The following is a 22,373-nucleotide window of genomic DNA, read 5'->3' as shown; positions in this document are numbered from 1 at the left end:
TCGGTCTAGGGGTGCAGCAGCACCCACCAGATCAGCAGCAGGGTCACGCCGAACCCGGCGAACTGGTTGAGCCAGAGAAAGCGGCGCCAGCCCCGCGTGGCATCCTCTGCGGTCTCGTCGGTGATCGACCGGTGCGGCCACAGGGTGGCGAGGTAGGGGATCACCAGCAGCGCAGCGAGGGGCCCGGGCCACGCGGTGAAGAGCATGACGACGCCGGCGGCGGCATAGCAGGCCAGCGCGAAGCGCACCGTCCAGCGGGCGCCGCGCGCGGTCGCCAGGGACGAGATGCCTGCCTCGCGGTCGGCGACGACGTCCTGCACGGCGCCGAAGGCGTGGGAGGCCACCCCCCACAGCGCGAAGGCGACGACGATCAGCACGAGCTGCCACGTCCACACGGCGCCGGCGAGCACGAGGGCGTAGACGGCGGGGGAGAAGAAGTGGATCGAGCTCGTGACCGAGTCGGCGAACGGGCGCTCCTTCAGCCGCAGCGGCGGGGCGCTGTAGAACACGACGAAGAAGAGGCTCGCCGCCAGCACGGCCCACGACGCGGGCGAACCCACGACGACGAGATAGACGACGAAGGGAAGGCACGACAGGGCCGCCGCCCACAGGGTCGGCGCGTGCAGGCTCCGGTCGAGCACGGCCCCGTGCACGCCGCCCTTGCGGGGGTTGCGCAGGTCCGATTCGTAGTCGAACACGTCGTTGATGCCGTACATCGCCAGGTTGTACGGCACGAGGAAGAAGAGCGTGCCCACGATCAGCACGGTGTCGATCTCGCGGGTGGTGAGCAGGTAGGCCGCAGCGAACGGGTAGGCGGTGTTGATCCAGCTCACCGGCCGCGAGGACACCAGCAGCTGTGTCGCGGGGTTCACGTGCGGCTCCGCGGTGTCAGCAGGGTCCAGACCGCCGGCACCAGGAAGGCGGCGCACAGCGGATAGGAGAAGTCTTCGATGGGCGCGAGGCCGATGCGGATGCCGCTGATGTTGTGCTCCGGGTAGGTGAAGAGGTCTGCCGCGATCATGACGTTGTCGAAGACGGCGGTGAGGACGACGAGGACGACCGCGGCCACCGCGGAGGCTCCCATGCGGCGGGCGAACCGCGGCCGGACGGCGCTGGCGAGGGTCGTGACGAAGGTGATCAGGGCGAACGGGACGATGATCCAGGCGTAGGTCACGCGGCGTCCTCCCGGCGCTCGCGCAGCCGCTCGGCGCCGCGGAAGGCGACGAGGGCGAGGTAGCACAGGAACGCCAGGAACACCGGCTCTTCCACGGGGAGGTGCGGCGCCAGGTCGATGCCGAGCAGCAGGGGGCTCTCGCCCTTGACGAACACACCGGCCGCTATGCCGGCGGCATCCCACGCCAGAAAGAAGGCCGTGCCGATCAGCACGACCGCAGCGGTGCGCCCGCGGGCGTGCCACCAGGCCAGTCGGAAGCGCGCGTCGAGGGTCGCGATGCCGGCGGCGGACAGCAGGATCGCCAGCAGGTACAGCCCCGGCATCACGCGTCCGCGGCGGCGGGGACGGGGAGGGGCCCGGCGGAGTGGTCGCCGCGCAGACGCTTGAGCACGAGCTCCGCAGAGATGAGGCACATCGGCAGTCCGATGCCCGGCAGTGCCGAGGTGCCGGCGTAGTAGAGATTGCGCACCTTCTTCGACGCGTTGCCCGGGCGGAACATCGCGCTCTGGCCGAGAGTGTGCGCGAGCCCGAGCGAGTTGCCGCGCCACGAGTTGAGGTCGGCGGCGAAATCGCCCGGGGCGACGGTGCGGCGCACCGTGACCCGCTCGGCGAGATCCGGGATGCCGCACCACTGCGAGATCTGCGCGATGGTGGCATCCGCCGCCCGCTCGATGAGAGCGTCGCCGTCACCGTCGATGCCGCCGCGTCCGAGAGAGGGGTCGGCCGGGATCGGGACGAGCACGAAGAGGTTCTCGCTGCCGGCGGGCGCGACGGAGTCGTCGGTCGCGCTCGGGCGGCAGACGTACAGCGACGCGGGCTCGGGGATGCGGGTGTGGCGACCGAAGATGTCGGAGAAGTTCTCCCGCCAGTCGCGCGCGAAAAGCAGGGTGTGATGGGCGAGCTGGGGGAGCTCGCCCTCGACGCCGAGCATGAGCAGCAGCGCCCCGGGACTCGGGGTGCGCGACCGCCACCACTTCTCGGGTCGCTCGCGCTGATGCTCGGGCAGCAGCACCGTCTCGGTGTGATGCAGGTCGGCCGTTGAGACGACGACGTCGGCGTCGATGCGCGTGCCGTCGGCGAGATCGACGCCGGTGGCGTCGCGTCCGGACGTGCGGATGCCGGTGACCGGCGTGCCCGTGCGGATCTGCACGCCGCGGGCGCGCGCGAGGCGTTCGATCGCGGCGATGACCGTCGTGAACCCGCCCCGGGGGTAGAGCACGCCCTCGTCCAGGTCGAGGTGACTCATCAGGTGGTAGAGGCTCGGCACGCCGAAGGGCGACCCGCCCAGGAAGACGGCGGGGTAGCCGAGCACCTGCCGCAGCAGCGGGTCGGCGAACCGGCTTTCGACGAGTGTCGAAAGCCGCCGGGTCAGCAACGGCGCCAGCTGCGGCAGTCGCCGCAGCAGCGCCGGGTCGCGCAGCCCCGCGGTCGATTCGTACGTGTCGTAGAGGAAGCGGGTGACGGCGAGGTCGTAGGCATCGCCGGCCGAATCGAGGTACTCGGTCAGGCGGGCGCCGGCGCCGGGCTCGCGCCCCTCGAACAGCGCGACGGCCTCGGCGCGGCCCGAGACGATGTCGAGCGGCTCGGACGTCGTGCCGGGGTCGGGCTCGCCGTAGACGCGGTACGCGGGCCGCAGCGGAACGAGGTCGAGTTCGGCGGCGGCGCTCGTGCCGAGCAGGGCGAAGAAGTGGTCGAACACTTCGGGCATGAGGTACCAGCTGGGACCGGTGTCGAACCGGAAGCCGTCGCTCTCCCACGACCCGGCGCGCCCCCCGAGCTCATCGCGACCCTCGACCAGGGTGACGTCGTGCCCCTCGTCACCGAGAAGAGCGGCCGTGGCGAGCCCGGCGATGCCGCCGCCGATGACGACCGTGCGCGTCATGTGCGTGCTCCCTTCGGGGCGAAGCCCAGCATCGCCCGTGCTGCGAGCGTAGCCTTCACCGGGTCGGGGACTCGCACCCGCACGCCCGTCCGAGGGTCCTCGGCACGCAGGCGGTGGGCGAGGCTGGCGAACAGATCGTGGGCCGCTGTGACGGCGCGCCGGCAGTCCGCCGGCAGCTGCGGCACCACCGCCGCCGCCGCGGCGAGGTCGGCGTCGATGCGGTCCAGCACCTCGATACGGGCCGGGCCGCCCTCTCGGAGCCCCAGGTAATCCCGCCCGAGCGCTTCGGCGTCGTGGGAGAGGTCGCGCAGGAAGTTGACGTCCTGGAAGGCGGCGCCGAGCCTGCGGGCCCCGTCGACGAGCGCCGGCTCCGGAAGGGTGGCGGCGGCTCCGCCGGCGTTGACGAACACCTGCAGGCACATGAGCCCCACCACCTCGGCCGACCCGTAGACGTACGCGTCATGGCTGCCGGCGTCATGCGAGGTCACCTCGAGGTCGGTGCGCATCGAGGCGAAGAAGGGGCGGATGAGTTCGGCACCGATGCCGGTCTCGCGCGCGGTGCGGCAGAAGGCGTGCACGACGAGGTTGGCCGAGAACCCGCGCGTGACGGCGGTCAGCGTCTCAGCCTCGAGCTCGTCGAGCACCCGCCGCAGCGTCTCGGGGGCGAGCCCGGCCTCGGCGGCGGGGCCGTCGACGATCTCGTCTGCGATGCGCACGAGTGCGTAGACGTTGCGCACGTGCGGCCGAACCCGGGGTCCCAGCAGGCGACAGGCCAGGGCGAACGACGTCGAATACGCCCCGATGACCGTTGCCGCCGCTTCCTGCGCCGCGCGGTTGTAGAGATCCAGTCCCGTACTCACGGAATACGTGCTCCGATCGCATCGCACACCTGCGCGAGCAGCACCGTCGCACGAGCGGGCAGGGCGTCGTCGGCGGCTGCGACGCGCGCGTCGGCCAGCGTGTTCTGCACCAGCAGCACCAGGCGCTCGCGCGCGCCGCTGGCATCGAGCACCCGCTGCGCCTCTCGGACGGCCACGGGGCCCGTCCACGCCAGGGCGATCGCGTCGTCGACCTGCGACCACACCGGGCTCTCGCGGGCGAGGGACACCAGCGGTGTGCGCTTGGCCTCGCGCAGGTCGGCGCCTTCGGTGCGACCGGCGCGGGCGGCGGGCGCGAACGCTCCGATGAGGTCGTCCACCAGCTGGAACGCGAGCCCGGCAAGGCCCCCCGCACGTCCCAGCGCCGCCTCGGTGGCGGCCGGCGCCGACGCCAAAAGGGCGCCGGCGCGCAGGGGAGCGGCGAAGGAGTAGACCGCCGTCTTGTCATGGGTGGCCACGAGCAGTTCCGACGTGTCGGGGCAATCCCGGCGGACGGCGTTGGCGACGTCGGAGAGCTCACCGGCGGCCGAGATGAGCACGGCTTCGTTGAGCAGGTCCAGCAGACCCACGCGCGTGGCGGGGGCGACGTCGACGAGGGCGATCATGCGGGTCGCCTCGTGCAGCAGCACGTCTCCGGCGAGAATGGCCGCCGCCTCGCCCAGCTGAGCGGCGTCGGCGTCGGGGACCCCCTGATCACGGGCCCGTCCGGCGAACTCGCCCGCGACGTTGGGCTCGCCGCGCCGCTCGGTGTCGCGGTCGATGACGTCGTCGTGGATCACGAAGGCGGTGTGGAGCAGCTCGAAGGCCGCGGCGACCTCGTACACCGCGTCGTCGAGCGCGTCGCCGCCACAGGCGCGGTGGGACGCCACGACCAGCGCGGGGCGGAACCGCTTGCCGCCCGCGGCCGCACGTCGCATGGCGCCGCCGAGCGGGCGCATGTCGCCGGACAGGGCCGCGAGGCGGGCGTCGAGGCGGTCGAAGGCGGCCGCGATCGCGCCGTCGATGGCGGCGCGATCCTCAGTCGAGACGGCGATCATGTCGCACCGCGCCCGGCGGGCGAGAGGGAGTCGAACACGCGCATCTGCTCGGCCTGCAGCACCAGCCACGGGCTGAAGGCCCAGGGAGTCGCACCCAGGGCGCGGGCGAGGTCCTCGGGCGCGACCCATCGAGCCTCGGCGACCTCGAGCGGGTTGAGCACCGGCTCCCCGGACGCGCGGGCGGTGTACACGGGGCAGATCTCGTGCTCGACGATGCCGCTGGCATCCACTGCGCGGTAGCGGAACAGGGGGAGCGAGAGCTCGATGTCGGTGATCGTCAGGCCGATCTCGTACTCGGCGCGCCGCCGTACGGCTGCCAGCACAGGCTCAGCGGGACGGGGATGACCGCAGAAGGAGTTGCTCCACACTCCGGGCCAGGTGAGCTTGTCCAGTGCCCGACGCGTGACCAGGACCTGGCCCGCGTCGTTGAGGACATGGCAGGAGAACGCCAGGTGCAGGGCTGTATCAGTGCCGTGCACGCTCGACTTCGGGGCGGTGCCGATTTCTCGTCCGTCGTCGTCGAGGAGGACGACCAGCTCTTCTTCGCTCATTAGTACTCCTGGTTGCTAGTTTATCTAGCGATCTGGCACGATGATACCGATGGCGAGCGGGGGTGTCCACACGATGGCGGAGCACCGGGAACCCACGGATCACGACCGGGCGGTGCGCTCGGCACTCGAGGCCGTGCGGACGTTCAGCGACGCCGTCGACCGCATGGCCAGCGGGATGAAGGACGAGATGGACATGAACGCCACGGACGTGGCGGCGCTGCGCATGCTGGTCATGCGCGAGCAGCGTGGGCAGGCGGTCAGCCCTCATGACGTCTCGCGGCACCTGCGCATCTCGACGGCTTCGACGACGAAGCTGCTCGATCGGCTCAGCGAGTCCGGTCACATCGAACGTCGTAGGCACCCTTCCGACCGGCGGGCGCTCATCGTGGCGTTGACACAACGCACCCGCGACGACTTCCACCGTCATTTCGGGGGCCGCATGCGCGCCCTGCGGGCGGTGGCCGACCAGTTCGACGACGATCAGCTGGCGGCGGTCGTGCGCTTTCTCGACGGCATCTCCGAGGTGCTCGACCCGGACTGATCCTCGGCCGGGCGCGAGCGGGCCAGGGGCCGGCGGGTGTCGCGCGGCGGGCAACGAAGAAGGCCCCCGCTTTCGCGAGGGCCTTCTTCTCTTGGTTGCGGGGGCAGGATTTGAACCTACGACCTCTGGGTTATGAGCCCAGCGAGCTACCGAACTGCTCCACCCCGCGGCACGTTTAATAGCCTAACACGCTCTCGGAGTGGTCGATGCCATCGCGTGCCCTGCACCCGTCCGGTTGCCCCGGTTCGGCCGCCTCGCCAGGATGAACGCATGTCCGGCCCGACCGATCCCCGCCCACCCGACGCGCCGCGACCCGTCCCGGACGGACGTGATGAATCGCCCGCCGAGCGTGCCGATCGCAACTGGAACGAAGTGCTGCAGGAACTCCGGGTGCTGCAGACGGGGTCGCAGATCATCACCGGGTTCCTCCTCGCGCTGGCGTTTCAGCCGGCCTTCGCAGACCTCAGCGGCGGGCAGCGTGGGTTCTACCTCGTGCTCATCGCCGTGTCGGCCCTGAGCGCGATCGTGGCGCTGGCGCCGGTCGCTCTGCATCGCTTCCTCTTTCAGCATCGCGCCAAGCGCACGGTCGTCGCGTACGGACACATCGCACTGCTCACCTCGCTGCTGACGGTGTCGCTGCTGCTTGTGGGCGTTGTGACGTTCGTGTTCGACGTCGTGCTCGGCGGCACGGCATCATGGATCGCAGGCGCCGTCCTCGGCGGCGTGATCATTGTCCTGTGGGTCGCCGTTCCGCTTGTGGTGCGGGTGCGCCGGGAAGGAGCCAGCAGGTGAGTGCAGACACAGTCGGCGTCGCCGTCGCGCAGTTCGGCCCGACGGCAGACACCGAGGCGAACCTCGCGCAGATCGAGGACTTCGTCCGCCGTGCGCAGGGGCGGGGGGCGCAGGTCGTGCTCTTCCCCGAGTACTCGAGCTACTTCGTCGACCCCTTCGACGAGTCCCTTGCGCGCAACGCCCAAGACGTCGACGGCCCGTTCGTGCAGGCCCTGACCGCGATCGCGGCCCGCTACGACGTGCACGTCGTGGCGGGTCTGGTCGAGCGCGGCACCGACGGCCGGCGGGTGCACAACACCGCCGTCGCCGTGGACGCGCGCGGGCTGCGGGCCCGCTACCGCAAGCTGCACCTGTACGACGCGTTCGGCCAGCGGGAGTCGGACTGGGTCGAGCCGGGGGAGGTGGTCGAGCCGGAGACCTTCGACGTCGGCGGCCTGAGGTTCGCGCTCATGACCTGCTACGACCTGCGGTTCCCGGAAGTCGGGCGGGTGCTGGCGGATGCCGGAGCGGACGTGATCCTGGTCGCCGCCGAATGGGTGCGCGGTGCGCTCAAGGAGCATCACTGGCGCACCCTGCTGACAGCGCGGGCGATCGAGAACACGCTCTTCGTCGCCGCTGCCGACCATCCGCCGCCGCTGGGCGTGGGGCATTCCCTCATCGTCGATCCGCAGGGCGTGCAGGTCGCCGCGGTGGGAACGGCCACCGACGTCGCCGTCGCGCACCTCGACGTCGACGCCGTGGCACGGGTGCGCCGGGTGAATCCGGCGCTCGCGCTGCGGCGCTTCACGGTGCAGCCGCGCCGCTGATCGTCAGGGCGGCGGCGCGCGCCGGGCTCAGGCGTTCAGCACCGCGAGCCGGGCGACGGCGTCTTCGAGCACATCCGTGCGCTTGCAGGCGGCGAACCGCAGGAGCGTGGCGTAGTCGCCGCGGTGCTCGGTGGTGACGAACGCCGTGAGGGGAATGGCGACGACCCCGGCCCGGGCCGGCAGCTCGCGGCAGAACTGCGCGGCATCCGTCGCACCGAGGGGTGCGGCGTCGGCGACGGTGAAGTACGAGCCGCGCGGTGTGGAGACATCGAACCCCGCTCCCCGCAGTCCCCGCCCGAGAAGGTCCCGCTTGTCCCGGAGTGTGGCGGTCAGTTCGGCGAAGAACGAGTCGGGCAGTCGTAGGCCGGTGGCGATCGCGGGCTGGAAGGGCGCACCGTTGACGTACGTGAGGAACTGCTTGACCGCCAGCACCGCCTGGATGAGGTCGGTGGGGCCGGACACCCAGCCGATCTTCCATCCGGTCGTGGCGAAGGTCTTGCCCGCGGACGAGACGGTGAGAGTGCGCTCCCAGGCGCCCGGGAGCGTCGCGATGGGCACGTGCTGCGCGTCGAAGACGAGGTGCTCGTAGACCTCGTCGGTGACGATGACGGCGTCGTGCCGGTCGGCCAGGCGCACGATCTCTTCGAGGGCGTCGCGCTCGAAGACTGCGCCGGTCGGATTGTGGGGGTCGTTGACGAGGATCACCCGGGTGCGGTCGGTGACCGCCCGCCGCAGATCCTCGATGTCCGGCTGAAAGTCCGGCCACCGCAGCGGCACCGGCACGAGCCGCGCGCCGGCCAGCGCGATGCAGGCCGCGTAGCTGTCGTAGTACGGCTCGAACACGACCACTTCGTCATCGGGACCGTCCACGAGCGCGAGGAGCGTCGCCGCGAGCGCCTCCGTCGCGCCGGCGGTGACCAGGATGTGCCGGTGGGGATCCAGTTGCAAACCGTAGAAGCGGTGCTGGTGCTCGGCGATGGCTTCGAGAAGATCCGGCATGCCGCGACCGGGCGGGTACTGGTTGACGCCGTGGGCGATCGCGTCCCGTGCGGCCTCGAGCACTTCGGCCGGGCCGTCCTCGTCGGGGAAGCCCTGCCCGAGGTTCACCGCACCGGTCTGGGTTGCCAGGGCGCTCATCTCGGCGAAAATGGTCGGAACGGATGTCCCGTCCGCTGCCAGGAGACCCGCACCACGGGCCGTGCGGCGCCAGGCGCCGGGAATCTCTCGCACCTCGCCCACGCTACACGCATAGGGTGATCCCACTCAGGGCATAAGAAAAACACAGCAACGGGCCGCACTCTGGAAGAGCCCGTCAGAAGGAGTTTTCCATGAGCGACACCGAGGGCATCCGCCCCACTGAGACCCCCGCCGGCACCGAGCCGGCCATTGTTCCCCCCGTGCCCCAGCAGCCCGCCGCCCACGCTGCCCAGCAGCACCCCGCCCCCGGCCAGCGCCCCTCGCCGGCGGCGCCGCCGTACCCCGGTGCGCCGTCCTACGGCGCGGGGCCGGCGTACGGCGCTGCGGCATCCGGCTACGGCGCGCCGCACCAGCCCGCCGGCGCCACGTCTGCCCCGGCCGCGCCGTCATCGACGTCGGTGTCCGGTGCCGAGCCGACCGCCTCGACCAAGTCCGGAATCGGCGCAGGCAAGGTGGCCGCACTGATGCTCGCCGCCGCCCTCGTCGGCGGCACCGCGGGGATCGGCGGCGCGTACGCCGGCGTCAACATCTGGAGCGCCTCCCAGCCCGTGACGGCGACCGGCCCCGCTTCGGTGACCGTCAACGACACCGACAGCGTCAACCAGACCACGGCCATCGCCGCCAAGGTGGTGCCGAGCGTCGTGACGATCTCCGCCGATGGCGGCTCCACCGGCGGCACCGGGTCGGGCGTCATCCTCAGCGAGGACGGCTACGTCGTCACCAACACGCACGTGGTGACCCTCGACGGCGCCACCTCCGACGCCGCCCTCACGGTGACCACCGCCGACGGGCGTGTCTACGACGCCGAGATCGTGGGCCTCGACCCGATGTACGACCTGGCCGTCATCAAGCTCCAGGACGCCTCGGGCCTCACCCCGATCGAGTTCGCCGACTCCGCCGACCTGAACGTGGGCGACGAAGCCGTCGCGGTGGGTGCTCCGCTGGGCCTGGCGAACACGGTCACCACGGGCATCGTCAGCGCGCTGAACCGGTCGATCTCGATCGCTTCGTCCGCCGCCCCCGAGACGCCCGGTGACGGCACCGAGCAGGCGCCCGAGGAGCAGGACCAGGGGCCGTTCTACTTCGACTTCGGCCAGGGTCAGCCCCAGCAGACCTCGTCGACGATCTCGATCGCGGTTCTGCAGACCGACGCCGCGATCAACCCGGGCAACTCCGGCGGTGCTCTGGTGGATTCGGAGGGCAAGCTGATCGGCATCAACGTCGCCATCGCCACGGCCGGCTCGTCCGGTGAGTCCGGGTCGATCGGCGTGGGCTTCGCGATCCCCTCCGACATCGTCGAGCGCATCACGAGCGAGATCATCGACGACGGCGCAGCCACCCACGGCCTGCTCGGCGCGATGGTCGCCCCGGCCGCGAGCATCGAGGGCGCGACCACGACCGGCGCCTACATCGACGAGGTCACCCCCGGCGGCGCGGCCGCCGAGGCCGGGCTGCGCTCGGGCGACATCGTCACCGGGTTCGATGGTCTGCCCATCACGGACGCGACGGACCTGACCGCGCAGGTGCGGGCTGTGGCGGGCGGCAGCACGGTGAGCCTGACGTACCTGCGTGACGGCGAGACCCGCACCGCCGACGTGACCCTCGGCGAGCTCGTCGACTGACGAGCGTCCGCTGACCGGCCAGGACGCCACCCCGCGATAGGCTCGCGGGGTGGCGTCCTTCTCGTTCGGCGCGGGCAACGCCGGCAAGCTGGCCCGCATCCCGCTCTACGCGGCCGGTCGCCTCTTCACGCTTCTCGTGCCCCGCGCGCGCGACACCTGGGTGTTCGGTTCCGCCGCGGGTCTGGCCGACGGCGGCTGGGCGCTGTGGCGAGAAGCCGTCGATCGGCACGGCGTGGATGCCACGTGGCTCACCGGCACCGCCGCCGAGGCGCGTGAGGCGCGTGAGCGCGGCATCCGCTCGGTGCCCCGCGGCTCGGTCCGAGGACTGTGGCAGACGGCCCGGGCCCGTGTCGTCGTCGTGACGCACGGTTTGGGCGACGCCAACCGCTACGCCGTCTCGGGCGCGTTCGTGGTGCAGCTGTGGCACGGCATCCCGCTCAAACGCATCGGACTGGACTCGCCCGAGACACTCCGCAGCGGCTTTCTTCCCCGCTCGCGGGCGGTGAGGGCGTTCCTGCGCATCATGTACCGCCGCACCGCGGCGGCCATCGCGGTGCTCCCTGCCGCCTCCGATCTCGTGCGCGGACGTCTCGAGTCGGCGTTCGGACTCTACGACGGCCAGGTGGTCGTCACCGGCGAACCCCGCGTCGACGTGCTTTCGATCGGCACCCCCGCCTCCCGTCGTGAGGCGGCGCGCGCGATCATCGCCGGGGCAGTGGGTGCACCGGCATCCGCGTCGCCCGGCACCCGCTGGGTGCTCTACGCCCCGACCTGGCGTGACGGCGATGTGGATCCCTCGATCCCGGACGCCGCGCAATGGCGTCGCATCCAGCAGGTGCTCGAGCGGCACGATGCGACGCTGCTCGTGCGTCCGCATCACCTCGGCGCCGGCCGCTACGCACCGCCCTCGGGCGTCGACCGCGTGCGTCTCATGGGAAGTGACGTCCTCGCCGACGTCACACCGGCCCTGCCTGGCGTCGACGTGCTCATCACCGACTACTCCTCGCTCGCTTACGACGCGGGACTCGTTCCCCTGCCCGTGCTCTTCCTCGCGCCCGATCTCGACGCGTACGCCGCCCGGCGCGGCTTCTACGGCACCTATGCCGACGTCGCGGGCGCCGACCACGCGACGGACTGGGACGGCGTCTGCGCCAGGCTCGACGTCGTGCTGGCAGACCCCGCGGCCCGCGAGGAGTGCGTGAGCCGATCGCGCCGTCTGAGCGAGCGGATGCACGCGTACCGAGACGGACACAACACCGCGCGGGTGTACCGTGCGATCCGGGCAGGCCTCGCCACACGATCGAAGGGACCGGCATGATCCGAGCACGCCTCATCGCCGAGGACGGTGCCACACTCGAGCTGAGCGGCACGGGACCGCGCCCCCAGCGCGCCGAGCTCGTCGGGCCGCGCGCGCGGGTCACGGCGCGCCTTTCGGGTCGCGGCGCCACATGGCGTGCGGTGTTCCCGCTGCGCGCGTCGCGGTGGGGCGGGCCAGAGCTGCCGTTGCCGACCGGCCGATACGACGTGACGGTCGTCGGCGCCGACGGGGAGCCGATGGATGCCGAGGTCTCGGTGCCGCTCAGCATGCTCGGGACCCTCCGTGCCCAGCTCGACGGCGCCGTGCTGCGGGTCGGACCGCCGGTGGACCCGGCCTACGACTCCGGCGACGGGCAGGCGGCCCTGGAGCGCCGGTACGTCACCGGGCGCGGCGAGCTCGAGAACGCCGTGTTCTTCGAGAGCTTCTACGGGCGCAACGCCAGCTGCAACCCGCTGGCGATCGACCGGGAGCTGGCACGTGTGGCGCCTGGCGTGGTGCGGTACTGGAGTGTCGTGGATCTCTCGGTGGCCGTCCCAGAAGGCGCCGTCGCGGTCGTCGAGGGCACCCCGCAGTGGTGGCGCGCCCGAGGGGCGTCCCGCCTGCTGGTGGTCAACGACTGGCTGCGCCGGCGCTTCGAGCGCCGCCGCGGCCAGCGGGTGCTGCAGACCTGGCACGGGACGCCTTTGAAGCGCCTCGCCCTGCATCGACCGGGGTTCGACGCCCGCCGCATGATCGCGGTCGTCCGGGAGGCGCGACGGTGGGATGTGCTGCTCGCACAGAACCCGTACGCCGCTCGCATCATGAAGAAGGCCTATGCCTTCCTCTCGCGGCCGGTGTGGGTCGAGGGTTACCCCCGCAACGACGTCCTCGTCTCGGGCGACGGCGCTGCGACCCGCCGCCAGCTCGGGATCCGAGACGACGAACGCGTGCTGCTGTACGCACCGACGTGGCGCGATGACCGCGAGCAGATGGTGGACTTCGTGGATCCCGTCGAGCTCGCCGCCGCATCCGATGCCGTCGTGCTCGTGCGGGGACACTCGCGCACACTGCTGCCGGGACGGGATGCGACAGGGCCGCGCGTGATCGACGTGACGGCGTTCCCTGACACTGCGCGGCTGCTGCTGGCCGCCGACGCGCTCATCACCGACTACTCCTCGGTCATGTTCGACTTCAGCGTCACCGGAAAGCCCATGTACTTCCTGGTTCCGGATCTCGAGCACTACAGGGGCGAGCTGCGGGGGTTCTACTTCGACCTCGCGTCTCACGCACCCGGCCCGGTGGTGCGCTCGGCGGACGACCTCATCGCGGCGCTGGCCGACGACGGCGTGCCCGCGCAGTACGCCGCGGCGTATTCGGCGTGGCGACGGCGGTTCAACGCGCGCGACGACGGACATGCTGCCGAACGCGTGGTCGCCCGCATCCTCGACCAGGGGTTCGTCGACCGCTGACCGCTCGGACCCTGGGAGGGCTCAGGGGAGGGGGGTGTTGCGGGTGCCCAGCCGGGAGGTGTCGACGGTGTCGTGGGCGCCGCGCAGCACGCCCCCGATGAAGCCGGTGCCCCACGACAGGTGCATCGTCGGGAGCACGGCGAGCGTCCACAGCTTGTCTCGCCACCCTTTGCCGCCACCGCGACCGGCGGCGACGCCGACGACGAGTATCGCGTACGCGATGATCGGCAGGTAGAGCACCGACGCCGCGAGAGACGCCCAGCCGGTGACCACACCGGTCGCCTGCAGCACCGCGAGCAGCAGCGCCAGCACCACCAGCACGACGAGCCCGGGCGGGGCGAAGTAGCGGAGCGAATTGCGTCGGCCGTACCGGCGCACCAGCTCACCGCGCCACTTTCCGGTCGCGAAGAACTGGCGGACCAGTCGCGTCCAGCTCTCGCGCGGCCAATAGGTCACGGCGAGCTCTGGGTCGAACCACACGCGGTAGCCCGCGCGTCGGATGCGCAGGTTCAGCTCCCAGTCCTCGCCCCGCCTCACGGATTCGTCGAACATGCCCACTTCTTCGAGGACCGCCCGCCGCATGACCCCCAGGTAGGCCGACTCCGCCGGTCCCTCGGTTCCGCCGCTGTGGTACGCGCCGCCGCCCAGGCCGATGGGGGAGTTGTACGCGCGTGCGACCGCCCGCTGGAAGGGGGTACGGCCGTCGGCGCGCATGATGCCGCCGACGTTCGCGGCGCGCACCCGCTCGAGAGTCTCGAGGGCACGGCGGGTGTAATCCCCGGTGAGCTCGGAGTGAGCGTCGACGCGCACGATGGTGGGGTACCGGCCGGCCCGGATGGCGAGGTTCAGCCCCACCGGGATGTCGGCGGCGGGGTTGTCGACCAGGACGATCCGGGGGTCCGCCGCGGCCAGCCTTCGCGCGAGCTCGGTCGTGCCGTCGCTCGAGGGCCCGAGGGCCAGCACCAGCTCGACGGGGCGACCGGTGAGGTCCTGCTCGAGCACGGTGCGCACCGCCCGCTCCAGGTACGCCCGCTCGTTGAGCACCGGCATGACGAAGGTGACTCCGGCATCGGCTGCCACGACGGGCGCGTCCTTGGTCGTGCGGGAGGCGGCGTCGTGCATCCGTCGATCATGTCATGCGCGCCCTGGGTAGGCTGAAGGGGTGGGTGTCGTAACCGATGGACGTAAGGCTGCCAGGCTGCTGCGAAAGGCGCTCGACAACCGCGCGGCGGTGCGTGAGGTGCGCCGCGAACTCGCCACACGCGGGCCGGTGCCGCCGATGCACTTCAAGGTCGCGGTCTACTTCGCCGACGGCGCCGTGAACATGTATCAGATGCGGCAGTGGTACAAGCCGCTCGCGCAGCTGGCGCAGCGCTGGCCGGTCGTGGTGCTCAGCCGCTCCGCGACGGGCGCGCGGGAACTCGCAGCCGACGGCGCCCTGCCGCTGGCGTTCGTGCCCACCGTGCGCGACCTCGAGCGCTTCATCGCCGCGCAGGACATCCGAGTGGTGCTCTACGTCAACCAGAACACGCGCAACTTCCAGATGTTCCGGTACGGACGCCGCTGGCACGTGTTCATCAACCACGGCGAGTCCGACAAGATGTACATGACGACCAACCAGTTCAAGGCGTACGACTACGCCCTGGTTGCCGGCGACGCCGCGCGCGAGCGCCTTGCGCGGGTGCTGTGGGATTACGACCTCGAGCGGCGGACCATCGAGATCGGTCGGCCGCAGGCCGACCACTACTCCGGTGCCCTTCCGTACACGCCAGACCAGCGAACGGTGATCCTGTACGCCCCCACGTGGGAGGGGGACCGCCCGTCGGCACACTACGGCTCGATCGCCACGCACGGTGAGGCGCTCACGCAGGCCGTGCTCGCGAGCCCCGACCACCGCCTGATCTACCGGCCCCATCCCCGCTCGGGTGTCGTGGACGACGCGTACGGCCAGGCGAACGCGCGCATCATCGCCGCCATCGCGGCGGCGAACGCCGCCGATCCCACCGCGCAGCACGTCTTCGACGACGGACCGGATCTCGGCTGGCAGCTGTCGGCCGCCGACGTCGCGGTCGTCGACATCTCCGCGATGGTCTACGACCGGCTCGCTGCCGACCGTCCGCTCATGGTGACGCGTCCCGCCGATCCGCGCGCGAGCATCGACGCGCACGGCTATCTGTCGGCCTGCGAATGGCTGGATGCCGCGCACGCCGGACAGATCCTGTCAGAGGCCGAGCGCGTGCTGTCGGACGTCGAGGCTGCGGCGCGCTTGAAGGAATGGGTCCGCCACTACTTCGGCGACACGTCGCCGGGTGCTGCGACCGCGCGTTTCCATGCCGCCATCGAGCAGCTGATGCAGGAGTGGGATCGCTGGCAGAGCCTGACGGCCGGTGATCCGGTCGACGACGATCAGGACGACGCGGAGCTCGACGACGCCGACTGAGCGCCCTCCGGCGGCAGGTCAGGCGTCGCGTCGGCGATGAGGCGCTCGATCGCCCGCAGCGGGATCACGATCCACGCGGGGCGTGAGCGGGACTCATAGATCGCCTCGTACACGGCCTTGTCGAGTTCAAGGGCGTCCAGCAGCGGACCGGCGAGCGTCGTGCGGGTGCCGGCACGGTCGGCGTAGCCCGAGAGGAAGCTGCGTCGCGCGATCGCGGCCCACTCCCGCACGGCGTTCGCTCGGTCGGGGTGATCGAGACGCACCGAACCGGCGACGTAATCGAAGGATCGGAGCATGCCCGCGACGTCCCGCAGGGCGAGGTCGGGCCGCACCCGCTCGGGCATCGGCCGCAGCGGCTCGCCCTCGAAATCCAAGAGGACCCAGCCTCGGCCGGGCACGAGGATCACCTGACCGAGATGGTAGTCGCCATGGATGCGCTGCAAGGCGGGCCAGTCGACGTCGAGTGCGCGGTCGTAGACGGCTTCGATGGCCCGTCGCGCCTGGCCGAGGGGCCCGACCTCGGCCACGGCGGTGGAGAGCCGCCGCTGCCACGCTTCGCGCAGCGCCGCGCGATCGATGGGAGCGGCCTCCCGCACCGGGAACACGTGGGCGAGCGAGCGGTGCACATCCGCGGTGGCGGCGCCCAGATCGAACGCGGCTCCGCCGAAGTCGTCGCCCCCCGCCGCGGCACGCAGGGCCACCCGCCAGGCGTCTTCGACGTCGGGGAAGTACTGCTGTGCGAACGCCAGGGAGCCGGTGCCGGCAGGGTCTGACGGCGTCGGGTCGGGCCAGTCGCCCTCGACCCAGCCGACAGCGCGCGGGACGTGAGGCGAACGCGCCTCGCTGAGCGCTACGTTCAACTCGATGTCGGGATTCCGACCGTGGTGCACCTGCCGGTACAGCTTGCAGATGACCGGCGAGGCGTCGCCGTCGAACCCGTAGCGAATGGAGGTGTTGGACTGTTCGCCGGTGAGCACGCTCGACGTGTGCGCGTCGGCGGCCGCGGTGGCGTGCGCGGATGAGACGGTGTGCCCGGTCGCGGTCGTGTGTCGGCCATGTGCCACACCGCCCGACGTCACGAGTGCCAGCAGCGCCGTGGCATAGGCGGGATCGTGCGGTCCGTCGATGAGTGTGGTGCCGGGGTCAGGGTGACCGATGACGTGCGGACCGAGCGCCGACGGCACCGACGCCGTCGCCCGGGCGACCAGCGGCACCTGGTAGGTCACTGCGGGCAGCGTTCCGTCGTCGGTCACCAGCACCGTGCGCACGCGCACTCCCGACTCCGACGTCGGTACATCCCACGACGCGACGTAACGCAGATGGGGCCTGCGCCCCTTCGCCGCATACCAGCGTTGCCGTGGCATCCAACGAACCAGACACGCCAGCGTACTGTCCATGCCCGTGAGCGTATTGCCGACGCCGCGCACTGTCGAGGCATGGCCCGGGCGAGGGGAGGGTGCGGGTTGTGGCTCAGACGCCCTGGATCGCGGCGACGACCGCGACGACCGCCGACACGACGGCCAGCGCGAGGGCGAGGCCGATCAGCACGGCATGCACGGTGAAGAACCTGGTGCGCTTGCCCGCGGCGTCCTTCGCACGCGGATCCTTCGCCACCCGCCGGAAGAACGCGGGCCAGACCACGACGTTGAAGACGGCGTTGGCCAGGAGCAGTGCGATGAGGAGGGATGCCACCGAACGAGCCTAGCCGTCGGCTCCTGTGACGACGCCGCGCGGCCGACCGCGCCGGCCCTCAGCCGGCGGTCGGCGTCACTCCGCGTCGCGTTCGCCGTCGGTCTCCGCGCCGGTGGGCTCGATGCTCTTGTGCCGTCGCGGCCTCACGGCGCCGCCCACGCGCTTCGCCGCGCGCTGCACGCCATGCGCGGCGCCCATGCCGGCGGAGGCGATGGCGGTGCCGGCGCGACGGACCCCGCGCGCCGCGGTGCGCTCGATCCGGTCGGCCCCCTCTTTCGGCTCGAGCTCGTGCGGGTACTCCAGTGGCGGCGGCCCGAACCCGCGGCGGGCGTTCACGAGCACCCGCCGGCCGAGGATGTTGTTGCCGGCCCCGCCCACGGCGGCGCCGACGCCGAAGGGCAGCGCCTTGCCGAGTATCGAGGCGCCACCCTTGGCCGCGAACTGGCGGACGAACGAGCTCTTCAGCCGGTCGACCAGCGGCCCGACGGCAGCGCGGGGGAGTGTCTTGGTGACGAGCTCACCCCAGTACTTGTCACGCGGCACGCCCTTGCCCGCGACCTGACCGGCGAGCTGGGAGACGAGGTCCACGCCCTCCTTGCCCATCATGAGGGTCAGCACGAGGGCGCGTGCCCGATCGGGGTTGTCGACGGGGATGCCGTGCAGCTCCGCCATCGACTGTGCGAACAGCGCCGTCGCCTCGAGGAAGCCCGCCGTCTCCACCCCGCTGAGCGTGAGGGTGACAGCGGTGCCGATGCCGGGGACGACGGCCGTGGCGCCGACGGCCGCGCCGCTGCCCGTCACTGCAGCGAGGTAGCGGCGTTCGAGCATGCGCGCGATCTCGCTCGTGGTGGCATCCGGATGGCGCAGCCGGATGCTGCGCAGGTGCGCCACCACCGCCGGTCGCTGGATCGCCATGGCCCGGTCGAGCATTCGCACGACGAGCGGGTGCTCGGCGGAGCCCGCCGGCGGCAGGCCGCCGGTCCACGGAGCGTCGTCGGGGAGCGTGTGGATGCGGTGCACCTTGTCGGCCATGGCGCCGATCCTATTCAGGCCACGCTGGGCGTGCCCTGGGGCGCGGCTCAGACGTAGAGGTTCGCCCGCTCGAGGTCTTCGGCGAAGTCAACTTCGACGGCGTAGAGGTCGGAGATGTCCAGCGGCTGCAGGCGCACGCCGTCCTCGACGATCGCAAGCTCGAGGCCGCGCTCGAAGTAGTCCTGGTCATCCACACGGGACAGCTGGCGCATGAACGCCCGCTTGTCCGCTGCAGAGATGTAGTTGATGCCCACGGCCTCGCCGATGCCGCCCGAGACGGTCTTGGACAGCTCGGCGATGTACCCGGCGGCGTCGACGGTGTACTTGACCTCTTCGTCGCTGACCTTCGCGGTGTTGACGGTCACGAACGAGCGCTCGGCCTCGATGAGGGCGATCGCGCGGCCCAGCACCCGCGGGTCGAAGACGACGTCGCCGTTCATCCACAGCACCCCGCTCTTGCCGGTGGCGGCGAGGGCGCGCAGCAGGGACTTCGAGGTGTTGGTCTGGTCGTACCGGTCGTTGTAGACGTAGTCGGCGTCGGGGAAGGCCTCCACGATCGTCTCGGCGCGGTAGCCGACGACCGTGGTGATGCGCGCGGTCTTGCCGAAGGCGGCACGGATGTTGTCGTGCTGCTGCTGCATGATGCTGCGGCCGTCGCTGAGCTCGGTGAGCGGCTTGGGCAGGCTGCGGCCGAGGCGTGAGCCCATCCCTGCTGCGAGGATGACGGTCTGAAGAGTCACGGGGTTTTGCTCCTGAAGTCTGTGTTCACGGTCGGTTCACCGAAAGGACACCCCTTTGTGCCTGCCTATCGTAGCGAGGGCACCTGTGAAGGCACAGAAAGCGGCCGGTCCGTTGTCGTTTCGTGACAAAAGGTCCACAATATGACGCTGCACGCGGTAGGCACTCGTCCTCGCGGATGTGCTTGATACCGTTGACGGGTGACAGCGTCGCTGCCCTTCCCCCACGACTCTGCTCCGGACGATGTGCCGGAGCAGTCCGGTGTGCAGCGCGCGCGGCCCAAGCCGGAGGCGAAGCCCCGGAAACCGCGCCCGGGCAAGGGTCCCCGCCCCGTGGACGCCGTGCCAGCGGCGCCGCCGGTCGCGCTGCCCCCGCTCCCTCCGCTGCCCGCCGCGCAGGCCGCCGCGACACCCCCGCGTCCGCCGCTGCCCGCCGCTCAAGCCGGCGCGCGACCCCCGCTCCCGCCGCTGCCCGCCGCCCGGGCCGCCGCCCAGCCCACGCTGCCGCCGAAACCATCCGACCCGGCCGCCGCTGTCGCAGCGCGCCTTGCGGAGTCGCCCGAGCTCGTGCCCGCAGGCGCGACGCTGCCGGCGCCCGTCCCCGCACCGCTGCCTGAGCCCGCACCGCTGCCTGAGCCCGCACCGCTGCCCGAGCCGCTGCCGGAGCCCGAGCCGACCACGGAGCCGCTTCGGGACCCCGAACCGCTGCCGCAGCGACTCCCTGAACCAGAGCCACTCCCGGATCCTGAGCCGGAACCGCTCCCTGAGCCCGCTCCCTCACCCGCTCCGCAGCCCTCGGCATCCGGTGCACGAGGCACGGCCGCTGACTCCGAGTCGCACGACGCGGTGGCGGTCGTCGTTTCGACGCTCGACGAGCAGGTGCTCACGGACGAGGAGGCTGCGCGGCCCGCGCTGCAGCTGCGCGGGGTGACGAAGATCTTCGGCGGCACCGCGGCCGTCGACGGGATCGACCTGACCGTCCCCGCCGGATCGTTCTACGGACTCGTCGGCCCCAACGGTGCCGGCAAGACCACGACGCTGTCCATGATCGCCGGCCTGCTGCGCCCCGACCGGGGCAGCATCCGCATCAATGACATCGATGCGGGCGCAGACCCCGTCGCCGCCAAGCGGCTGATGGGCGTGCTGCCCGACCGGCTGCGCACGTTCGACCGTCTCACCGGCCGGCAGCTGCTGCACTACTACGGGCTGCTGCGGGGGCTCCCCGCGCCCGTCGCGGACAGCCGCGCCGCCGACCTTGCGCGGGCGTTCGACCTCACCGACGCGCTTTCACGTCCGGTGTCGGATTACTCCGGCGGCATGACGAAGAAGATCATGCTCGCGGGGGCCATGATCCACTCGCCGCGCGTGCTGGTGCTCGATGAGCCGTTCGAGGCGGTGGATCCGGTGTCGAGTGCGGTCATCCTCGACATCCTGGCGGCATACGTCGAACACGGCGGCACGGTGATCCTGTCGAGCCACGGGATGGAGCTCGTCGAGCGCGTCTGCTCGCGGGTGGCCGTCATCGTCTCCGGGCAGGTGCTGGCCGAGGGCACGGTCGCCGAGGTCCGGGGCGAGCTCACCCTCGAGCAGCGCTTCGTCGAACTCGCCGGCGGCCTGGGCGACGTGGAGGGCCTCGAGTGGCTGCACACGTTCTCCGGCTGAGGCTGGCGCTGCTGACGGCGGCGCTGCGCGGTAAGCCCGCGGACGTCGCGCGCACCGTCGCGGGCCTGGCCGTCGTCGTCGGCGCCGTGGCGGTGGCGTGCTGGGCCCTGCTGAGCCTCGCCGACGCCCCCGACAGGGTCGTGCTGACGATCACCGTGCTCGGTGGGTCGGCCGTGACGCTGGCCTTCGCCGTCGCGCCGCTGGTCACCGGTATCGAGGACCCCCTCGACCCGCGTCGGTTCGCCATGCTCCCAGTCACCCCCGCGCGGCTTGCCGGCATGCTGTCGGTCGCCGGATTCCTGAGCCTGCCCGTGCTCGCACTGATTCCCATGGCGGCCTGCCTGGTCGTCGTCTGGACGGCGCACGGCGCCCCGTGGGCGGTGGCGCTGCTGTCGGTCGGCCTCGGCCTCGCGACCTGCGTCCTGCTGGCACGCGTCGGCTTCGCCGTGGCGGCCATCGCGCTCAACGAGCGACGGAGCCGCGAGCTGGCGGGCCTCTTCCTGTTGGTCCTGCTGGTCGTCGTCGTCCCGGTGGGCGTCTACCTGGCCTCGCTCGAGTGGCGCGGACGCGTTCCGGCCCAGCTCGCCGATGTCGCCGACGTCCTCGCGCTGACGCCCCTCGGCGCTGCCCTCGCCACCGCGGGCGTCGCCGCCGTCGACCCCGGCGGGGTCTGGGCGTCGCTGGCGGTGACCGTCGTGACGCTCCTCGTACTCGCGGGCGTCTGGGTGCTGCTGGTGCGCCACACGCTGACCACCACCCCCCGCCCCGTTGCAGTGCGCGAGCGCGGGGGTCTCGGCTGGTTCACACTCACCCCCGGCACGCCGGCCGGCGCGATCGCCGCCCGCAGCCTCGTGTACTGGATGCGCGACCGGCGGTATCTGGTGAACATCGCGGTCATACCGGTGGCCGCAGCGCTCACGATCGTGCCGCTGATGGTCGTCGGCGTGCCGGCATCCGTCATCGCCCTGGTCCCGGTGCCGCTCATGGCCCTCTTCCTCGGGTGGCTGCCGCACAACGACCTCGCCTACGACTCCACGGCGATCTGGATGCACATCGCGGGCGCTGTCGACGGCGTCGCGGACCGGGTCGGCCGCCTGGTCCCCGTGCTGCTGTTCGGTGTGCCACTGCTGGCGGTGACGGTGCCTCTGGCGATCTGGGTGCACGGCGACTGGAACACGATGCCCGCACTCATCGGCGTGTGTGCCGCGCTGTTCTTGTCGGGCCTGGGGCTGTCGAGCATCGCCTCCGCACTGTCGCCGTACCCGGTGACGCGCCCCGGTGACAGCCCGTTCCAGCAGCCGCAGCGCACCGGCGGCACGGCGGCGCAGGCCCTGGTGCTGCTCGGCGCGCTGGCGGCCGCCGTGCCGGCGCTGTGGTGGGGCTGGCTCGCGCTGACCTCCGATCCGGGGGACACCTGGCTGGCATTGTGGGCCGGGGTCGTCGCGGGCATCGTGGTGCTCGTTGGCGGGGTGCTCATCGGCGGCCGGGTGTTCGGACGGGCCAGCGGTCGGATCATGGAGTTCGCCGAAGCGACATGACGGGCCATCGCCGTGGGTGCCGCGAC

22 protein-coding genes and 1 tRNA gene are annotated in these 22,373 nt (G+C 71.6%); 9 read left to right on the top strand and 14 right to left on the bottom strand.

Features of this window, described 5'->3' with window-relative positions; translation table 11 throughout:
* Nucleotides 1-5: 5 nt before the first annotated feature.
* Genes QNO21_RS07955 through idi form a run of 7 tightly spaced genes read right to left on the bottom strand, consistent with a single transcriptional unit; the run spans nt 6 to nt 5,522 of the window.
* The gene (locus QNO21_RS07955) at nt 6-872 is read right to left on the bottom strand and encodes a prenyltransferase (protein WP_257519161.1); all 867 of its coding nucleotides are present in this window, start codon (nt 870-872) and stop codon (nt 6-8) included.
* Nucleotides 869-1,174 (bottom strand): lycopene cyclase domain-containing protein, encoded by a 306-nt coding sequence (locus QNO21_RS07950; protein WP_257519160.1) that lies wholly within the window; start codon nt 1,172-1,174, stop codon nt 869-871. The genes QNO21_RS07955 and QNO21_RS07950 overlap by 4 nt, the downstream gene beginning before the upstream one ends.
* On the bottom strand, nt 1,171-1,497 hold the full coding sequence (locus tag QNO21_RS07945) for a lycopene cyclase domain-containing protein (RefSeq protein WP_257519159.1): 327 nt from the start codon (nt 1,495-1,497) through the stop codon (nt 1,171-1,173). The genes QNO21_RS07950 and QNO21_RS07945 overlap by 4 nt, the downstream gene beginning before the upstream one ends.
* Nucleotides 1,497-3,056 carry a phytoene desaturase family protein gene (gene crtI, locus QNO21_RS07940; RefSeq protein ID WP_257519158.1) on the bottom strand — a complete coding sequence of 520 codons (1,560 nt, stop codon included), beginning with the start codon at nt 3,054-3,056 and terminating at the stop codon, nt 1,497-1,499. Before crtI ends, QNO21_RS07945 begins: the two co-directional genes overlap by 1 nt.
* Nucleotides 3,053-3,916, bottom strand: a complete 864-nt coding sequence (locus tag QNO21_RS07935; RefSeq protein WP_257519157.1) for a phytoene/squalene synthase family protein — start codon at nt 3,914-3,916, stop codon at nt 3,053-3,055. The genes crtI and QNO21_RS07935 overlap by 4 nt, the downstream gene beginning before the upstream one ends.
* The gene (locus QNO21_RS07930) at nt 3,913-4,971 is read right to left on the bottom strand and encodes a polyprenyl synthetase family protein (protein WP_257519156.1); all 1,059 of its coding nucleotides are present in this window, start codon (nt 4,969-4,971) and stop codon (nt 3,913-3,915) included. The genes QNO21_RS07935 and QNO21_RS07930 overlap by 4 nt, the downstream gene beginning before the upstream one ends.
* Entirely contained in the window at nt 4,968-5,522 is a 555-nt protein-coding gene (gene idi / locus QNO21_RS07925; RefSeq protein ID WP_257515073.1) for an isopentenyl-diphosphate Delta-isomerase, read from the bottom strand. Before idi ends, QNO21_RS07930 begins: the two co-directional genes overlap by 4 nt.
* Nucleotides 5,523-5,571: 49 nt before the next feature.
* Here idi and QNO21_RS07920 point away from each other — a divergent pair, with 49 nt between their 5' ends.
* On the top strand, nt 5,572-6,063 hold the full coding sequence (locus QNO21_RS07920; RefSeq protein WP_257515074.1) for a MarR family winged helix-turn-helix transcriptional regulator: 492 nt from the start codon (nt 5,572-5,574) through the stop codon (nt 6,061-6,063).
* A 92-nt stretch (nt 6,064-6,155) separates the two neighbouring features.
* On the opposite strand, the gene QNO21_RS07915 is transcribed toward QNO21_RS07920, so the two are convergent.
* A tRNA-Met gene (locus tag QNO21_RS07915) sits at nt 6,156-6,232 on the bottom strand.
* 101 nt (nt 6,233-6,333) lie between these two features.
* Here QNO21_RS07915 and QNO21_RS07910 point away from each other — a divergent pair.
* Nucleotides 6,334-6,855, top strand: a complete 522-nt coding sequence (locus tag QNO21_RS07910; protein ID WP_257519155.1) for a DUF6328 family protein — start codon at nt 6,334-6,336, stop codon at nt 6,853-6,855.
* Nucleotides 6,852-7,661: a carbon-nitrogen hydrolase family protein gene (locus QNO21_RS07905; protein ID WP_257519154.1), complete on the top strand. Its 810-nt coding sequence runs from the start codon at nt 6,852-6,854 to the stop codon at nt 7,659-7,661. Before QNO21_RS07910 ends, QNO21_RS07905 begins: the two co-directional genes overlap by 4 nt.
* Nucleotides 7,662-7,688: 27 nt before the next feature.
* Here QNO21_RS07905 and QNO21_RS07900 read toward each other — a convergent pair whose 3' ends face one another.
* Nucleotides 7,689-8,891 carry a pyridoxal phosphate-dependent aminotransferase gene (locus tag QNO21_RS07900; RefSeq protein ID WP_257519153.1) on the bottom strand — a complete coding sequence of 401 codons (1,203 nt, stop codon included), beginning with the start codon at nt 8,889-8,891 and terminating at the stop codon, nt 7,689-7,691.
* Between the two features lie 98 nt (nt 8,892-8,989).
* Here QNO21_RS07900 and QNO21_RS07895 point away from each other — a divergent pair, with 98 nt between their 5' ends.
* The 3 genes from QNO21_RS07895 to QNO21_RS07885 are packed head-to-tail and all read left to right on the top strand — an operon-like array spanning nt 8,990 to nt 13,246.
* The gene (locus tag QNO21_RS07895) at nt 8,990-10,480 is read left to right on the top strand and encodes a S1C family serine protease (protein ID WP_257519152.1); all 1,491 of its coding nucleotides are present in this window, start codon (nt 8,990-8,992) and stop codon (nt 10,478-10,480) included.
* Between the two features lie 49 nt (nt 10,481-10,529).
* Nucleotides 10,530-11,798: a CDP-glycerol glycerophosphotransferase family protein gene (locus QNO21_RS07890; RefSeq protein WP_257519151.1), complete on the top strand. Its 1,269-nt coding sequence runs from the start codon at nt 10,530-10,532 to the stop codon at nt 11,796-11,798.
* Nucleotides 11,795-13,246, top strand: coding sequence for a CDP-glycerol glycerophosphotransferase family protein (locus tag QNO21_RS07885; RefSeq protein ID WP_257519150.1), 1,452 nt, complete (start codon nt 11,795-11,797; stop codon nt 13,244-13,246). Before QNO21_RS07890 ends, QNO21_RS07885 begins: the two co-directional genes overlap by 4 nt.
* Nucleotides 13,247-13,267: 21 nt before the next feature.
* Here the strand turns inward: QNO21_RS07885 and QNO21_RS07880 are convergent, their stop codons facing one another.
* Nucleotides 13,268-14,368 (bottom strand): glycosyltransferase family 2 protein, encoded by a 1,101-nt coding sequence (locus tag QNO21_RS07880; protein WP_257519149.1) that lies wholly within the window; start codon nt 14,366-14,368, stop codon nt 13,268-13,270.
* A gap of 40 nt (nt 14,369-14,408) precedes the next feature.
* Between QNO21_RS07880 and QNO21_RS07875 the strand changes: the two genes are divergently transcribed.
* The gene (locus tag QNO21_RS07875; RefSeq protein ID WP_257519148.1) at nt 14,409-15,686 is read left to right on the top strand and encodes a CDP-glycerol glycerophosphotransferase family protein; all 1,278 of its coding nucleotides are present in this window, start codon (nt 14,409-14,411) and stop codon (nt 15,684-15,686) included.
* On the opposite strand, the gene QNO21_RS07870 is transcribed toward QNO21_RS07875, so the two are convergent.
* The 4 genes from QNO21_RS07870 to QNO21_RS07855 all read right to left on the bottom strand — a co-directional run bounded on the left by QNO21_RS07870 (nt 15,653) and on the right by QNO21_RS07855 (nt 19,150).
* Entirely contained in the window at nt 15,653-17,083 is a 1,431-nt protein-coding gene (locus tag QNO21_RS07870; RefSeq protein ID WP_257519147.1) for a maltokinase N-terminal cap-like domain-containing protein, read from the bottom strand. The genes QNO21_RS07875 and QNO21_RS07870 overlap by 34 nt on opposite strands.
* A gap of 73 nt (nt 17,084-17,156) precedes the next feature.
* On the bottom strand, nt 17,157-17,378 hold the full coding sequence (locus QNO21_RS07865; protein WP_257519146.1) for an SCO4848 family membrane protein: 222 nt from the start codon (nt 17,376-17,378) through the stop codon (nt 17,157-17,159).
* A 75-nt stretch (nt 17,379-17,453) separates the two neighbouring features.
* Nucleotides 17,454-18,410 (bottom strand): hypothetical protein, encoded by a 957-nt coding sequence (locus QNO21_RS07860; RefSeq protein WP_257513764.1) that lies wholly within the window; start codon nt 18,408-18,410, stop codon nt 17,454-17,456.
* Nucleotides 18,411-18,457: 47 nt separating this feature from the next.
* Nucleotides 18,458-19,150 (bottom strand): phosphocholine cytidylyltransferase family protein, encoded by a 693-nt coding sequence (locus QNO21_RS07855; RefSeq protein ID WP_257519145.1) that lies wholly within the window; start codon nt 19,148-19,150, stop codon nt 18,458-18,460.
* Nucleotides 19,151-19,480: 330 nt separating this feature from the next.
* On the opposite strand from QNO21_RS07855, the gene QNO21_RS15395 reads away from it, so the two are divergent.
* Together QNO21_RS15395 and QNO21_RS07845 are read left to right on the top strand one after the other, a co-directional pair.
* Nucleotides 19,481-20,809: an ABC transporter ATP-binding protein gene (locus QNO21_RS15395; protein ID WP_308211346.1), complete on the top strand. Its 1,329-nt coding sequence runs from the start codon at nt 19,481-19,483 to the stop codon at nt 20,807-20,809.
* Nucleotides 20,785-22,347: a hypothetical protein gene (locus QNO21_RS07845; RefSeq protein WP_257519144.1), complete on the top strand. Its 1,563-nt coding sequence runs from the start codon at nt 20,785-20,787 to the stop codon at nt 22,345-22,347. The genes QNO21_RS15395 and QNO21_RS07845 overlap by 25 nt, the downstream gene beginning before the upstream one ends.
* Nucleotides 22,348-22,373 lie beyond the last annotated feature (26 nt).

It is taken from the genome of Microbacterium sp. zg-Y818, assembly GCF_030246905.1.
Taxonomy (GTDB): Bacteria; Actinomycetota; Actinomycetes; order Actinomycetales; family Microbacteriaceae; genus Microbacterium.
Note: the sequence above shows the minus strand (reverse complement) of the source record. Positions and strands in the feature narration are given on the sequence as shown.

Excerpts from the sequence above, each read along its gene's own strand:
- QNO21_RS07945 (WP_257519159.1), bottom strand. The coding sequence starts at position 1,497 with ATGCCGGGGCTGTACCTGCTGGCGATCCTGCTGTCCGCCGCCGGCATC.
- crtI (WP_257519158.1), bottom strand. The coding sequence starts at position 3,056 with ATGACGCGCACGGTCGTCATCGGCGGCGGCATCGCCGGGCTCGCCACG.
- QNO21_RS07930 (WP_257519156.1), bottom strand. The coding sequence starts at position 4,971 with ATGATCGCCGTCTCGACTGAGGATCGCGCCGCCATCGACGGCGCGATC.
- idi (WP_257515073.1), bottom strand. The coding sequence starts at position 5,522 with ATGAGCGAAGAAGAGCTGGTCGTCCTCCTCGACGACGACGGACGAGAA.
- QNO21_RS07920 (WP_257515074.1), top strand. The coding sequence starts at position 5,572 with ATGGCGAGCGGGGGTGTCCACACGATGGCGGAGCACCGGGAACCCACG.
- QNO21_RS07910 (WP_257519155.1), top strand. The coding sequence starts at position 6,334 with ATGTCCGGCCCGACCGATCCCCGCCCACCCGACGCGCCGCGACCCGTC.
- QNO21_RS07895 (WP_257519152.1), top strand. The coding sequence starts at position 8,990 with ATGAGCGACACCGAGGGCATCCGCCCCACTGAGACCCCCGCCGGCACC.
- QNO21_RS07885 (WP_257519150.1), top strand. The coding sequence starts at position 11,795 with ATGATCCGAGCACGCCTCATCGCCGAGGACGGTGCCACACTCGAGCTG.
- QNO21_RS07880 (WP_257519149.1), bottom strand. The coding sequence starts at position 14,368 with ATGCACGACGCCGCCTCCCGCACGACCAAGGACGCGCCCGTCGTGGCA.
- QNO21_RS07870 (WP_257519147.1), bottom strand. The coding sequence starts at position 17,083 with ATGGACAGTACGCTGGCGTGTCTGGTTCGTTGGATGCCACGGCAACGC.
- QNO21_RS07860 (WP_257513764.1), bottom strand. The coding sequence starts at position 18,410 with ATGGCCGACAAGGTGCACCGCATCCACACGCTCCCCGACGACGCTCCG.